Source organism: Lysinibacillus sp. NPDC047702 (assembly GCF_050272555.1).
Classification (GTDB): Bacteria; Bacillota; Bacilli; order Bacillales_A; family Planococcaceae; genus Lysinibacillus.
This window is the reverse complement of sequence record NZ_JBNNMG010000103.1, coordinates 1-12,831: the sequence shown is the minus strand read 5'-3', so window position 1 is coordinate 12,831 and position 12,831 is coordinate 1. Positions and strand designations below refer to the sequence as shown.

At 37.0% G+C, this 12,831-nt stretch carries 20 protein-coding genes and 1 pseudogene; all 21 read right to left on the bottom strand.

Annotated features, from left to right (window positions below; all coding sequences use genetic code 11):
• Positions 1 to 185: pseudogene (locus ACQKIM_RS27050) on the bottom strand (LysM peptidoglycan-binding domain-containing protein); the annotation flags it as partial.
• Positions 178 to 2,358 (bottom strand): tape measure protein, encoded by a 2,181-nt coding sequence (locus ACQKIM_RS27045; RefSeq protein WP_427549872.1) that lies wholly within the window; start codon positions 2,356 to 2,358, stop codon positions 178 to 180. The gene ACQKIM_RS27045 and the pseudogene ACQKIM_RS27050, both read right to left, overlap by 8 nt.
• A 46-nt stretch (positions 2,359 to 2,404) precedes the next feature.
• Complete coding sequence (locus ACQKIM_RS27040) at positions 2,405 to 2,608, bottom strand: hypothetical protein (RefSeq protein WP_427549870.1); 204 nt, start codon at positions 2,606 to 2,608, stop codon at positions 2,405 to 2,407.
• Between the two features lie 54 nt (positions 2,609 to 2,662).
• Positions 2,663 to 3,403, bottom strand: coding sequence for a hypothetical protein (locus ACQKIM_RS27035; protein WP_427549868.1), 741 nt, complete (start codon positions 3,401 to 3,403; stop codon positions 2,663 to 2,665).
• Between the two features lie 78 nt (positions 3,404 to 3,481).
• The gene (locus tag ACQKIM_RS27030) at positions 3,482 to 3,652 is read right to left on the bottom strand and encodes a hypothetical protein (RefSeq protein ID WP_427549866.1); all 171 of its coding nucleotides are present in this window, start codon (positions 3,650 to 3,652) and stop codon (positions 3,482 to 3,484) included.
• Between the two features lie 29 nt (positions 3,653 to 3,681).
• Positions 3,682 to 4,116, bottom strand: a complete 435-nt coding sequence (locus ACQKIM_RS27025; RefSeq protein ID WP_427549864.1) for a phage tail assembly chaperone — start codon at positions 4,114 to 4,116, stop codon at positions 3,682 to 3,684.
• Between the two features lie 63 nt (positions 4,117 to 4,179).
• Positions 4,180 to 4,653 (bottom strand): phage tail tube protein, encoded by a 474-nt coding sequence (locus ACQKIM_RS27020; protein WP_427549861.1) that lies wholly within the window; start codon positions 4,651 to 4,653, stop codon positions 4,180 to 4,182.
• A gap of 13 nt (positions 4,654 to 4,666) precedes the next feature.
• Complete coding sequence (locus ACQKIM_RS27015) at positions 4,667 to 5,989, bottom strand: phage tail sheath family protein (protein ID WP_427549859.1); 1,323 nt, start codon at positions 5,987 to 5,989, stop codon at positions 4,667 to 4,669.
• A 1-nt stretch (position 5,990) separates the two neighbouring features.
• Positions 5,991 to 6,203: a hypothetical protein gene (locus ACQKIM_RS27010; RefSeq protein WP_427549856.1), complete on the bottom strand. Its 213-nt coding sequence runs from the start codon at positions 6,201 to 6,203 to the stop codon at positions 5,991 to 5,993.
• A gap of 5 nt (positions 6,204 to 6,208) precedes the next feature.
• Positions 6,209 to 6,631 (bottom strand): phage tail terminator family protein, encoded by a 423-nt coding sequence (locus ACQKIM_RS27005; protein ID WP_427549854.1) that lies wholly within the window; start codon positions 6,629 to 6,631, stop codon positions 6,209 to 6,211.
• Positions 6,621 to 7,031: an HK97 gp10 family phage protein gene (locus tag ACQKIM_RS27000; protein ID WP_427549852.1), complete on the bottom strand. Its 411-nt coding sequence runs from the start codon at positions 7,029 to 7,031 to the stop codon at positions 6,621 to 6,623. Before ACQKIM_RS27000 ends, ACQKIM_RS27005 begins: the two co-directional genes overlap by 11 nt.
• Positions 7,031 to 7,339: a hypothetical protein gene (locus ACQKIM_RS26995; RefSeq protein ID WP_427549850.1), complete on the bottom strand. Its 309-nt coding sequence runs from the start codon at positions 7,337 to 7,339 to the stop codon at positions 7,031 to 7,033. Before ACQKIM_RS26995 ends, ACQKIM_RS27000 begins: the two co-directional genes overlap by 1 nt.
• A 47-nt stretch (positions 7,340 to 7,386) precedes the next feature.
• Positions 7,387 to 7,782, bottom strand: a complete 396-nt coding sequence (locus tag ACQKIM_RS26990) for a hypothetical protein (RefSeq protein ID WP_427549848.1) — start codon at positions 7,780 to 7,782, stop codon at positions 7,387 to 7,389.
• A 5-nt stretch (positions 7,783 to 7,787) separates the two neighbouring features.
• A complete protein-coding gene (locus ACQKIM_RS26985) occupies positions 7,788 to 7,964 on the bottom strand; it encodes a hypothetical protein (protein WP_427549846.1) in 177 nt (58 codons plus the stop codon).
• Between the two features lie 14 nt (positions 7,965 to 7,978).
• Positions 7,979 to 9,028 (bottom strand): major capsid protein, encoded by a 1,050-nt coding sequence (locus tag ACQKIM_RS26980; RefSeq protein WP_427549843.1) that lies wholly within the window; start codon positions 9,026 to 9,028, stop codon positions 7,979 to 7,981.
• A 16-nt stretch (positions 9,029 to 9,044) separates the two neighbouring features.
• Positions 9,045 to 9,359, bottom strand: a complete 315-nt coding sequence (locus tag ACQKIM_RS26975; protein ID WP_427549841.1) for a hypothetical protein — start codon at positions 9,357 to 9,359, stop codon at positions 9,045 to 9,047.
• Between the two features lie 18 nt (positions 9,360 to 9,377).
• Positions 9,378 to 9,968: a phage scaffolding protein gene (locus ACQKIM_RS26970; protein ID WP_427549838.1), complete on the bottom strand. Its 591-nt coding sequence runs from the start codon at positions 9,966 to 9,968 to the stop codon at positions 9,378 to 9,380.
• A gap of 102 nt (positions 9,969 to 10,070) precedes the next feature.
• Positions 10,071 to 10,421: a hypothetical protein gene (locus ACQKIM_RS26965; protein ID WP_427549837.1), complete on the bottom strand. Its 351-nt coding sequence runs from the start codon at positions 10,419 to 10,421 to the stop codon at positions 10,071 to 10,073.
• Positions 10,422 to 10,601, bottom strand: a complete 180-nt coding sequence (locus ACQKIM_RS26960) for a hypothetical protein (RefSeq protein WP_427549835.1) — start codon at positions 10,599 to 10,601, stop codon at positions 10,422 to 10,424.
• Between the two features lie 198 nt (positions 10,602 to 10,799).
• Positions 10,800 to 11,828 carry a minor capsid protein gene (locus ACQKIM_RS26955; RefSeq protein WP_427549834.1) on the bottom strand — a complete coding sequence of 343 codons (1,029 nt, stop codon included), beginning with the start codon at positions 11,826 to 11,828 and terminating at the stop codon, positions 10,800 to 10,802.
• Positions 11,815 to 12,831, bottom strand: a 1,017-nt coding sequence (locus ACQKIM_RS26950) for a phage portal protein (RefSeq protein ID WP_427549832.1), incomplete at its 5' end; no start/stop codon positions are given. The genes ACQKIM_RS26950 and ACQKIM_RS26955, both read right to left, overlap by 14 nt.

Below are 12,831 nucleotides of genomic sequence, written 5' to 3'. Positions count from 1 at the left end.
GCAAACGGATATTTGACGTTTGGGAGTAATACCTCAAACTCAATATCCGTTAGGCCTGGCTTTTTAATTACATTTACTTCTCCATCATTCATTAAGACGATGGTTTCATTACGACCATTTATCCTTGTGCTTAACTCAGGAGGCGCAACAGGAAACTGTACACCATCCATAAAAAAGTTATACATATTCTGTTGGGCCTCCTTCTGCTAACATTTCTGCGGCTTCTTCTGCTTTTTCAACAATATGATCCACAATACCATCAAGGTCCATTTTATTATTGATGTGGTTTTCGCTTCGAGCATCTATATTGATTTCTGCTGTAGTATAACGATTAATGGCTTCTCGTTCAGCGATGTCACGAAGATATTTCAAGTCCTCATTTAACATTTTTATGCTGTCTGCTGCTTTTTTGGTATTGGCAGCAGTTTTCTTCCCAGCATCGTTACCCTTATCAAGCTTGTCACCTAATGCTAGGGCATCATCTATAGCTTTATTTATTAGATCATCGGTATTATTTTTTTCATCCTTTTTGAATAGGTTAGCACCCCAGTTGTTGCCTGTATCCCAAGCAGCACCTAAAGATTTCATTTCCATTTTAGGAGCTTCCCAGTAGTCAGTAGGTGCCTCGCCTACCCAATCACCTAATGTACCTTTGAGACCTTTTAAATCACTGGTAATAGACTTACTATGACCAAATTCTGTACCTATTTTTAAACCTATATTAGAAGCAACACTTTCTGGCAATAAATTTATAAACCAATTCCAAGCTTGGATAGCCAAGTTTACCGCATCAACAATGGCATTAACAAAGTTTGTAGCAAAACTATCCCATCCACTTGTCATAGAAATAATTACATCTAGCACGTTGGTAGCCAAGTTATAAAACAATCTTTTTACTGAATACATCGGGTGTTTCCACACATTTACAAAAAATTCGACATAAGAAGCCCACATATTCCATAGATAAGCTATGACATTATAGATAGCTGAACCCAACACCATGAATGCACCTGCAATAATTCCGGTGGCACTAATTGAAGTACCTGCGAAGTGATTTATTGCTACAACAGCAAGATAAATTATTGCAACCAAAGCAATAATAGCTAGTACTACCCAAACTATTGGATTAGCAGCAAGCGCAGCATTCCAAGCCCAAACAGCAGAAATTTGTATCAATATAGCTGCTCGCGCTAAAGTTAGATAACTAACTAGCACAAGTAAGGCACTTCCTACACCTAAAATAACAGGACCAATCCATTGCCAATTATCATAAATAAAGGCACCTACAGATGCAATAGCATTAAGGGCATAACTAGCGAGCGTAGCAACTAATTGTAATGATTGACCAGCACTTTCTCTAAATGCTGCAAATCGATCACTGTTAAATATATTGTTAATACTTTGCAACACATCTTTAAACGCCCATAGCGCTTCGTTTTTGAATGCAGTCCATATTTGCTCAAAAGTAAGTGGCATTGAATTAAATTTTTGGTTGATGTCATCTGCTGCTGCGAACATTGCATTTTTAACGACACTAGCTGTCAATTCTCCATCTGCCGCCATTTTACGAATTGCACCAATGGAAACACCTAAATGGTCAGCGATGTTTTGGATAATGGTTGGAGCTGACTCAAATACGGAGTTTAATTCTTCGCCACGCAATACTCCTGAACCTAGCGCTTGGGTTAATTGTAAAGTTGCAGATGCTACCCCTTCCGCATTCGTACCAGCAATACCGAATTGTTTATTAAGTAATTCAGCAAACGCAACAACTTCTGTGGTATTACCAAAGGCATCTTTAGCATTCATGCTCAGTTTACCAACTAAATCTGCGGTTTGAGTATATGGTGCATAGGAACGTTGTGCAGCATCAAAAATTTGTTGCTGCAATTGTTGCACTTCGGTTAAACCACTAGTATCAACTTCTATATTAGTGGCAATAGGATCTACTTTAGGCATACTTTCGACAGCTAAGTTTAGTCGTGCATCAATATTAGCCATGTCGTCAGATAATTTAACGATATCACCAATGGATCGTAGAGATAAATAAGCTGCGACAACGCCCATTATTTTTCCTAATAGTCCATCGGCAGCGCCTGTACCATCTCTTATGTGATTGTTGAATTTTTGTTGAGCATTATCTGCATCACGAACTTCATTTTCAATTCTATTTAATTGATCAGCGGTTCTTGCTAACTCTCGTCTAGCAATTTCAATACTACTTGTATCCATCATATGACCAGACGCAGCATTCATGGCCTCCATTTGGTTAACCATCATGGATACAGCATTATGCATGGCTCGCATTGGTTGACTAAGACGATCTTGGATTTGAATTGCTGTTCTGATAGTCGCCATTTCATCACCTCTTTTGTTCATAAGAAAAAGCACTCATAACTGAGTGCTACTCTTCAATGGTATAAGAACCATCCGGTTGTTTATAATGCTTTGTGTTACAAAATGGACATTTCACTTTATTTCCTAGCATTTTGAATTTCTTTCTACATTTATGACACTCTGATGATTTTGACATTCCAACTTTTATTAATGCGAATAAGAACATAAAAATCAACACTACTACAAATAAAATAATAACGAGTGTTAACATCAATACCCCTCCTTATACACAAATATACATAAATGCACATTTTTTTACTATGACCTATTTGTATGAATGAGAGAGTTGATTTATTTCATGTCTCACAACATGAATAATGTCTTCATAATTTTCACTGATATCTAAATCATATTCATGCTCTTCCAGTAATTCTAAATACTTTTGAAACCTTCCTATTCTGCCTTTTTCAGTTTTTAGTTTAAAAGCATCTTTTTTCATTTTTGAATATGATTCATTTAGTAATTTAGGTAGTAATACTGTTTTTAAGTTTAAAATATCCTTTGATGAAGTAAATATTTCTTTGACATGGATACCAGCCATTATTGCTTGTTCTATTGTAAGTGATGTTCTTTGGGCTAAATCAGAACGACTTAAGAATGTTTCAATATTATTAGTGGATTTCATAAGATCGATAGATTCTTGTAAAATTCTCAAGTCATTCTCTAATTGCACACTAGTGTAGAACATATTCATATCTCTTAAGATTTCTGATGGAACTTCCCTTGTAGTTACATCTGGTATTGTTCTGGCTGAGAAATTAAAATTAACATCGTCTGATTGTAAACATTCATTGCTGTTTTCCGTTTGGATTTGTTTTTTATTAAACTTTGTTGATTTATCCCACAAAAGAAGAGAGATGACTATCAGTATGCTAATAATTACTAAAAAAATTATAATTGTTGGTATATTAAATTTATTTTCAATTACGATTGAAATTCCAGCAATAGTAATAATAAATACTACGAACCATAAACCTAATGATAAGAGACGAAATATTATTTTCATAATTATAAATACCCTCCATACCATTAATATACATAATATGGAGAGATTTCACTATAGCAATTTCGCATATTTATCTCTTTACCTTTTCCTCTTACCATTTCCTCGTACACCTCGTTTTGCCTCACGTTCTTGCTTTTTATCTTCATCAATCTTTACTTGCACAGAAGCGATGATACACGCTTTATCAAAAGGAGATAATGTCATATATTCAGACGGTAGGCGACGCTGCTTTTGCACCCACCAATGCATTATATTAGCATCACCATCACCGTCTTCTATTAGTTTTTTACTTCTTCAACCATATCTTCAAGCTCGGCTTCATACCCATTAACCTCTTGTGCTGCTGCTGAAGCATCTGCAATTTCACCAATTGTTAGCATCTTGCCAAGTAGAGAGTCTGCGCCTAATGCTTTGTATGAATCCTGTAATTCTTTATTATTTAAGTTAGGAAATACAATTGATTCAACTGTTAATAATCGTTGATATTTAAAGTGGTCAAAATCAGTATTGAATTGTCCTTTACGCTTTCCTTGTGTAATCATAGATCGCTTTGTACACTCAGACTTTAATTCAGCATCACGCTCTGGTGAAACTGGGGCAAACTCCCATTCGAAAGGATTACCTTGTTCATCTATGAAACTTTTTGAAATAGCACGTTTAATATTTTCGTTTTGCTTTTTGTTGTGTGCAAAGAATGCATTTAAATTAGACATTTTATTATCACCTTATCCTTTTATAGTTGTAATGGATTTAATAAGAGCCTGCCGTAGCAAGCCTTATTGCATTTCTGGTAAGATAGAAAATTCCTCTGGCATTTCGAATCGTTCGAAAGTGAAATCGAATGAATCCTCTAAGTAATCTGAATCAGCATCTAATGACGCAACAATACCACCATCTATATTGCAATCAATCAATATCGTAGTTTGTCGTCCAACTTGAGAAGAACCATCTTCATTCGTTACTTGAATGTCAAAGTAAGTATCCTCTCCAGTATCTTGATAGTGTTTCAACATTTTTCTAAAGATTGATGTGTTGAAGTAAAATGTTGCGCTGCCTGTATATTCAACACCTGTTGCTTTATTGCCCTTTGCTACTTGTCCCATGATAGGGATTTGGGTTTTTGTCTTATCTGACCTAGCCTCTAAATTAATCAATTGAGCGAATTTATACCGATTACCATCAATTGTTACCCACGCCACGCCCTGAGCACCATGGATGGCGTCACGAGCATGCATTGTTGTTTCTGCCATATCTTATCCCTCCTTATGCTACTGTTGTTGTGATATAAAGCTGTGACATAGCTACAGTAGGAGTCACGACTTCATTTACCACAACAGCTTTCTTTGTTTTACCTTGTGCAACTGTTAGTTCATCTTTGTTGTAATTTTGAATTGCTCGAATACGTTGCATTTCTGTTCGGTGAGTACCAATGTCATTCCACAATGAGATGCGACCATCTTGATCATTTGGTACTTGTCCTAAATAACGAGTGTTAAACAATTGCGCTGTATCTATTGCGATTTGGTCTAATACACGAATAACTTGATTCAAGCTGAAATCCTCATTCTTTTCTCCTGTGAAGGATGTAAATGTATTCACATCTTCTAAAACGCGAATATCATCACCAACACGATGAAATACATATTTTCCACTTTTTAAAAGCGTTGATAATTGAGTTTGTGTTTTTGTTTCAGACATATCAAGTGTGTATTCACCGTCATACTTTTTATTGGTATTCGATTTATTTACAGCTACCCCAGCTTGTGCACCAGTTGCCCAATAAACAGCTCCGAATACTTCTTCATCAGTTCCGTTTGCATCGTTTTGTACATCAATGATTCCCTCATGGTCAGTAGCGCCAAGCTTGTGTCCCACAAGTTGAAACTTGCCACCCACTTGATCACGAATGCGCTTTGTATACTCAACATATAGCGATTTAATTGAGCTTTCAGATGATAAACAACCCAATGTATTGAAGCCGTATGCCTCTAGTGCATCCAACGCTTCTTGATGAGCTCCTCCGGTAATAGCCGAACCGTTTGAGCCCCCGGCTAATGGTGTGCCTGCTGTAACTGCTAATGTTGCATTTGTTTTAAATACCACATAATCATTTGCAACTAAATCTGCAACAGTAGCAACAGCTATTTGTTCATCAACTAATACATTCTTCAAAAGTGTTTGAACATCAAATTTTGTTGGTTCGTCCACGTTGGCTTGAATCACAATTGTAATGTCATTACCTCGGACACCTTTGTATTTGGCTGTAGCATAGTCGTTCGTTGCTGCTACTGCATCCACTGCGAGTTTGTAAAAAAAGACTGTGATTGCATTTTTGAATACATCCCGGATACCTTTTAATTTAGGATCCGTATATTCATAGCCGAATATTTTACGAGAGTCCTTTTGTAAATCTTCTTGTGTGACAGCAAATACATCACCATCTACACCCCAATCAAGTGAAATTGGTAGACCGACATATCCACGATCGGATAGATTTGCAAATGCGCGAAGTTTACTGATAAAGTTTTGAAACGTACCTGGTAGTGTCTTATTTTGTGTTAAAAACGGTCCTCCGCCTAATGCCACGTTATTTACCTCCCTTGTCAAATTTATTTAGAATCCCATCCACTTCGGCGAATGAGTACGATTTGTCATCAACTAGTAATGCATTTAGTGCATCACGCCTAGCCATATACTTGTTGCTTTTTACGATTTGCGCTTTCGTAAACTTTAAAGCATCTGATACATCACTAGGTTTTGCTTTGGCTTTATCCTTAATAGATTCATTTTTTGTTGTCACTTCATTCACCCTTTCGTTTTAATGCGTTGTTCAAGTGTTTCCATAAAGATTTTCTGCTCTATTTCTTGCAAGAAGAAATTAAAATGAATAAAGTTGTGACCTATCCTGTCTACTACCTCACTGTTTGCTCCTGTACCAAGCATTAACGAGCCATTTAACAGTGTTATTTCCTTGAGTGCTTGTTGTACCTTCAAAGTCATATTCGCGCTCTCCGACGCACCACTAGAAGGGAAATATTGCACATTAAAAAGTGTTGTAACCTTCCATCGTTTACCGATTTGTCGAATGTGTTCGAGGTTCAAAAATTGAATTAAAAAAGCAGGAGTAACAAACCCCTGCGGTACTTCATCTATATACTTTTTATAGCCATCTCCGAAAGCTTGATGAAGCTTAACAGATATAGCGTTTTGAATATCATTAATCTCCATCGAAAGCCTCCCTTAACAGCGTGTATAGTTTTCTCTCAAGTATAGCTGGCGCTTGTTGTTCTACTTGGTCAGCGCTTATGGTCATCATGAATCGACCATTTACCCAACCTTGATGATTGGAAGTGCGATGACCAAATTCAACGTATTGTGCGTAATCTACACTATTGATAACCTCTATTTCATAGGTAGCGCCACTCTTTTCCACTTGTCCAATAGTCCAACCACGTCTTAAAGTTCCTTCATCCACAGGAGTACGTCTAATTACCTTACCTAACATCCTAGCAGCTAACTCCTTGGCTGCGGCTTCGCAAAACTTATCAAAATCAGCCCTTGCCAACTTAGCTAACTTTTTCTCGAATGCTTTCAACTGTGCTAAATCAACACGTCCACCTCTCCCCATTAAGCGTACCTCTCGAATGCTTCTAACATTATTTCTTGATGGTCCATATATACAGCAGGCTCACCACTTTTAGAATATTCAGTGGTTTTACCATTCTGAGTCACTATGATTTTAGAACCTGCTGGTATATCTAATTCAGGAGCAATAAAAAGTTTAGTAGTCTGAGCAATCACTGCTGGACCACCTGTTGGTGTGGTTGATGTTTGTTTTTCATACGATAACTTGCACTTTTGATCAGTTAACAGGATTACTTCTTTATGCGTAGTTGCATGAGTTATTGGATTTTCAACCTCTTGCCATACTTTCACTGTACACAATCCTTTGTACAACGACTCTATAGCCTTTCTACGAGCACTTACCATGTGAGTACCCTATACTTTATAAAGTCTGTATTACCGTGCTGTAGATATAAGATAAATGCATCGAATTGGGCTTCTGGAGTCCTATTCGCTTCAACAGCAAACACTACATTCGTGTCTCCATCCTGCACCTGTTTAGCAACGGCTTCAAAGTTAAGGCTTTCAATATCTAACAAGCCCATAGCCTTTTTATTGAGTAAGAACTCTCCTACTACCATATCAATAGCAATCTCTTTTAAGCCCAATGGAATCATTGTTAAATTTGTTTGGTTATTGATGTGATTAGTCACTTTATCAATAGCAAACTTCAACAACATGTCATCGGAGCTGGTTGGAGCACTAGATAAAGTTACTCCAAGTGCAGATAAACGCATTACCACATCTAGATACATGCGAATCACTCGCTTTCAGACGATTTTGACCTAGGAGCCTTTTTTGGCTCCTCTAAACGTTCCATTATGGATTCATTGAGATGTTTTTCGTCAATCGTCAATTCGTCACCAACTAAAAAGCGCTCACCCTTATAACGTATAGGGAAAGCGCCATCTTTAACTTTTACTCTAATGTTTGCCACTACCATCAACCTCCTTAGGCAATCGGTTGTGCTTGGAATACATTTTGTGCTTCTGGGAATGAAGGTATTGCTGTAGCTGCTGCTTTTGCCCATGTCGAAATAGGATCTAAACCTTCCTCATAAATCATTGCAATAATATTACCCACACTTGTAACATCCTCGTTACCTAAAATCATACGACTTTCTTCTGGTGTAGGGCCATATAAAGTTTCACCTAATGGACCATCCCCAAACATAATAAATTTGTTGTCTGGAAAGTATGTTTTAGTTATATAAGTACCATCAGCATTTTGTTCACGATATTTCGTATTGGCTGTCGATTCATAAACGGCAATCGTTGGTAAACCTTGTTGTGTGAAGAATGCATTTAAATCAGCTAAATTTGCTACACGCGCTGAGTTTGCTCCATATAAATAACCAATAATCTTTGGATTACGAAGGATAAGACCAGCAATTTTTTTAGATGTTAATACACGGGTTGGTGTAATATCTAATGCTTCAGACCAACGTTCAATATCACCTAAAATATTTTCTGTACCTGTTCCCCAAATGTCTGTACCTGTCAACGCTTCTTTGTGATCATTTGGTACATGATAGTTAAGTGTTAACTTTTTTGGTGAGCTTTTAGCTTCATTTAAAGCTAAAGAAAGCTCCCCTGTAGATAATACTTGCATACGCATTAATTCTATCGTCGCACGTACATCATTAGTAGCCTTGTCGATTAAATTAAATACACGTTGTGTTAAATACTGTTGTTCTTGTGCTGTACGAGGGAATTTAAGAGCGATTAAATCCTTTTCTTTAATTTGATATTTCTTTTTTACATATGCAGCTTCAAGTGCTTGTTTTGCAGCCTCAACTGAACCGATTTCTGCCTCTGTATCAAATGAGTGCACCTTCGCAATAACAGGTAACTCATTTGCACCTACAAGATACTCAAATTCAAGCGTATCATGTTTAACTTCTGGAAAAAGCGCTTCACCAATACCATATGTTTGGTACTTTCGCTCTTTCATGTAATCTAATACTGTTTTTTGACTAAATAACTCTAAAATGTCTGGCATATTGATTTCCCTCCAATTATCGGAATTTAATTTCTTTTAATGCTGTTTTGGCTGCGGCATCTGGCACAACTGGTAGACGATCTTCTAAAATATAAGCCTCTACAATCAAAGAACCTGGTTGAGGTCCATTTGTTACATCAACATCTGTGTACAAGATACCTTCTGCAATAGCATCATTTTTGGGTAAGATAGTTCCTGCTTTAACGATTTTCTTACCATTCGCATCCGCAGGAACACCTACATCACTCACTAAATACGTAAATGCCTGTACTTTTGATGATGCTAAGAAATTTACTCGTTGGAATTTTTCAATTGGTTTTACATATGGCATGTATAGCCCTCCTTTTAATTAGCTCCAAGGGGTTTTATCTGAACCACTTGAACCTTTTTCGTTCGCTATTTTTGCGAAGTTAGTACCTACATCACTTGTGCCTGCACCATTGTCTGCACCTCCAGCAGGATTCCACCCTTTAAATGCGGGTTGTTGCTTTTCTGGCACAAATAAAAAGGACTTTGATTCTTGCAACGTTTTTAGTTGCTCATCAAGTCCTTTTGTTACTTTTCCGTCTTCACTTAATTCAATTGTGTTTCGATCAATGAGGCCAGTTACTAATTCGGTGTCATGTACTTTGCCAGATAAGGCTAATTTCAATGCACTGGATAAGCGTTCGTCTTTGAGTTGTTGCTCATACTGCGTTGCAGCTTGCTTTTGTGCTTCTTGTAATTTAGCAATCTCGGTTTGTAGCTCCTCATTACCCTTTGCTTTGTCTTGCAAATCCTTCAGCTGAGTTTCATGAGTTTTCACTTGTTCTTCAAGTGTTTTTTTTGCCTTGTTGACCTCGTCAAAGCGTTCTTTTGGAATCATTGTTCCGTATTTACCAACAACGGCATCAGCTTGTTCTTCACTTAATCCCATTGCAATTAAATCTTCTTTTTTCATTTGTATTTCCTCCTAATTCGTTTTGACAGGTAACGACCTGTTAGGATATGCCCCTTTTTGATTAACGTCATAAAGTGCTAAAAAGACGTGGATACCTTAAAATCATTGTGATAATTCCTTTACACCCTCTTCTAACTTTTCAGATAATCGTTTTACTACTTCATCTACGTTTAACGTGACTACAGTCGTTGAAAGCCCTTCTGCTTTTTCATAAGTCGCTTCGAAAATCTCTGGCTTGCATGGATAAAATTCACCAGCAACACCTTTAATGATATAGTCACCATCAGAAATAGCCATATCACCTTCTAGCGTAATTATTTTTGGTTCATTTGTCTGAGCATCCTTTAAATTATTTACGCCTACAAAATCAATAATCTCTTGAACTTCTGTTTTTCCGAATACTACTTGCTTTGCTTCAATCACTACTGGCTTTTTTCGATATTTTGAAATCATTCAATTCCCCTCCGTAGAAACATATTTATAAAACCAAAACAAATAATTTGCTGATAACATACAAAATATTAAATCTACATAAATCCAATCATTGATAGTACCTAATTTCCATTGAGTCAAAAGATTTACTGACCATATAGCTAGGAATGATAAAACAAGAATTACTTTCAAATTCTTCATTTTATAACCTCCTCTTTTCCTTCTTTATTTCTGTGGATAGCTATTCACCTTTTTAGTAATGTATAAAAAAATGAATGTTATATACTATCACCAAAAATAGTAGAGAAGATACAGAAAGCTTACTTAAATGTTTATTCATAACAACCACCATGAATAGCTGAAATGAGAACCACAGTATCCAAATAATAATTATTATTTTCATGCTACAAACCTCGCTTCCCACTCAGGATATTTAATCTTAGAATCAATGTAATACACCTTACCATCATGATTACGAGCAATACGTTGACTGTAATCATCTTCAAAGTATGGTGCTGTAGTTGTTCTACAATTCGGATGAAAAGGATTAGCTGTAACACCAGGCATGAAATCAACTAATTTAAACACCTTTCCATCCATCGACTGACAGATACTACTCGTTCGGCTATCCAAAGTAGCGATAATCTCATACTTTTCAACATCCAACTCACCGAATGCATCCTTTTGAGCAGAAGCACTAAAAAACGCTGATTCAGTCATTACAAGACGAGCAGCGTTGGAACGTGATGTATTCATTTTTCTAGCGATACTAGTAATCATTCTGTCAGGTGCCTCACCACGAGCCATCGATTGAATTAATTCAGTGTGCAATGTATCAAGTAATAAGCTTCGGTCACGCCATATCTTTGCTGAGAATGTTTGACCATCAGCAGTCCAAGGCTTACTAATTACTTTTGTAAGCTTTGTTTCATCCAGTGCTTGCAAAGTAAAACCAATCTCGAAAGCTTTTTGCACCTCAAATGCTGTGTGATAATACTGCGTCTGATATGCTTCTTTCATCAATCGCTCAAAGCCCTCAATTTGCCCACCATACAGCTTTTCAACATGTTGCTGTAATTGTAGCTGCAAACTCTCTAAACGGCTTATATGAACGCGAGAGGATGCATTTTCGAGTTGTTTCATCCACTTCTGATTGATAGCATTCTTTTTCCCGTAATCAATGTATTCATCGACCGTCCAGCGAAACTCTCTCAATTCATCACTTTTGAGGAGCTGTTTCGCTTCGTCTAATGTGATTTCATTGTTCTTAGCAAAGCGTTGATACCATCTAGCAATATCTTTTTCAATTTCTTGCATAGTCTGAATGTACGCTTTTTCGAGATCCTTATAATAACTCGCATTCTTCTCATGCTGCGCTTGTTCAAGCATTTCAAAACGTCGTCGCCAATAATCTCTACTCTTGACCATTGCCATCACCAGAACCTAAATTCTTAAAATGGTCATCGTAGCCATCAAACTCATTCATACGTTCCTGTCGTTCTTTCTTGTTTCGTTCTAACTCTAATGATACATCTTTTACGTAAGGATGCTGCGCTATCTTCGTTTCTTCAGATAGATAAGGCGATTTATTTAATACCTCAACAACTTCCATCTCGTTGATCAGGATGTCACGATTAAAAATGATATTTACATATTCACCTTCGTAATCGCCTTGACCAGTATTCACTAAATGTACATTGATGAACCATAACAATTCCTCGAAAGAAGCTTGGAACTCTGTTTCAATTCCATCAGCGTCAAGATCAATCTCACTATACATGGCTCTAATATTTAATTGGTTTGGGTTATTCGCCATACGTTCATCTTTAGCATCATAGCCTCTGCCGTTTTCAATCAGTGCCTTTTTAAATAAAGCAAGAATGGACTTATAGTTATCAGCATTAACTTCAATGGTTAATGTTTCAACGCCACCCTTTGACCCATCGGCTGACCGGACTTTAACAGTACCGTATATGGATAGATTCCGCCTAAACTCTCCTAAGTCCTGACCATCATAATTGTGAAGCACTAGAATTGTATTTCGCGCATCCTCCTGCATGTTATTTTCGAAGTCACTCAGCATGATATTAATGCCATCTTGGAGAGATTTAACACGTTTTATCAATGGTATTTCCTTGTTGTTGAATTTGAATGGAATCAAAGGTACTCGTTGCCAATTCATATTTAATTCATTTTCACCATCATTAATAGTGATATAAGATGTTTGTGACTTCGTTACATCTTGCACAAGACGTCCTGAGAACCACTCATAATGTTCCACCCCGTTGGCGCTATAAACCTCTGCCTTTTCAACTACAACCTCTCTATCACCTTCGTATGCCTTTACAGCATATATACGAATTGCAAAATCAAGGATAGTTTGTTCTGAATCCTTCCAATATGGAATGATTTCATGTGGCGGAAAGCGTTT

Bases quoted from the DNA above. Each gene is read 5' to 3' on its own strand.
- ACQKIM_RS27045 (WP_427549872.1), bottom strand. From the start codon at position 2,358: ATGGCGACTATCAGAACAGCAATTCAAATCCAAGATCGTCTTAGTCAA.
- ACQKIM_RS27040 (WP_427549870.1), bottom strand. From the start codon at position 2,608: ATGTTAACACTCGTTATTATTTTATTTGTAGTAGTGTTGATTTTTATG.
- ACQKIM_RS26970 (WP_427549838.1), bottom strand. From the start codon at position 9,968: ATGAAAAAAGAAGATTTAATTGCAATGGGATTAAGTGAAGAACAAGCT.
- ACQKIM_RS26960 (WP_427549835.1), bottom strand. From the start codon at position 10,601: ATGAAGAATTTGAAAGTAATTCTTGTTTTATCATTCCTAGCTATATGG.
- ACQKIM_RS27020 (WP_427549861.1), bottom strand. From the start codon at position 4,653: ATGGCAGAAACAACAATGCATGCTCGTGACGCCATCCATGGTGCTCAG.
- ACQKIM_RS27035 (WP_427549868.1), bottom strand. From the start codon at position 3,403: ATGAAAATAATATTTCGTCTCTTATCATTAGGTTTATGGTTCGTAGTA.
- ACQKIM_RS26955 (WP_427549834.1), bottom strand. From the start codon at position 11,828: ATGGTCAAGAGTAGAGATTATTGGCGACGACGTTTTGAAATGCTTGAA.
- ACQKIM_RS26975 (WP_427549841.1), bottom strand. From the start codon at position 9,359: ATGCCATATGTAAAACCAATTGAAAAATTCCAACGAGTAAATTTCTTA.
- ACQKIM_RS27025 (WP_427549864.1), bottom strand. From the start codon at position 4,116: ATGTCTAATTTAAATGCATTCTTTGCACACAACAAAAAGCAAAACGAA.
- ACQKIM_RS26980 (WP_427549843.1), bottom strand. From the start codon at position 9,028: ATGCCAGACATTTTAGAGTTATTTAGTCAAAAAACAGTATTAGATTAC.
- ACQKIM_RS27030 (WP_427549866.1), bottom strand. From the start codon at position 3,652: ATGCATTGGTGGGTGCAAAAGCAGCGTCGCCTACCGTCTGAATATATG.
- ACQKIM_RS27005 (WP_427549854.1), bottom strand. From the start codon at position 6,631: ATGGAGATTAATGATATTCAAAACGCTATATCTGTTAAGCTTCATCAA.
- ACQKIM_RS27000 (WP_427549852.1), bottom strand. From the start codon at position 7,031: ATGGGGAGAGGTGGACGTGTTGATTTAGCACAGTTGAAAGCATTCGAG.
- ACQKIM_RS26965 (WP_427549837.1), bottom strand. From the start codon at position 10,421: ATGATTTCAAAATATCGAAAAAAGCCAGTAGTGATTGAAGCAAAGCAA.
- ACQKIM_RS26990 (WP_427549848.1), bottom strand. From the start codon at position 7,782: ATGTATCTAGATGTGGTAATGCGTTTATCTGCACTTGGAGTAACTTTA.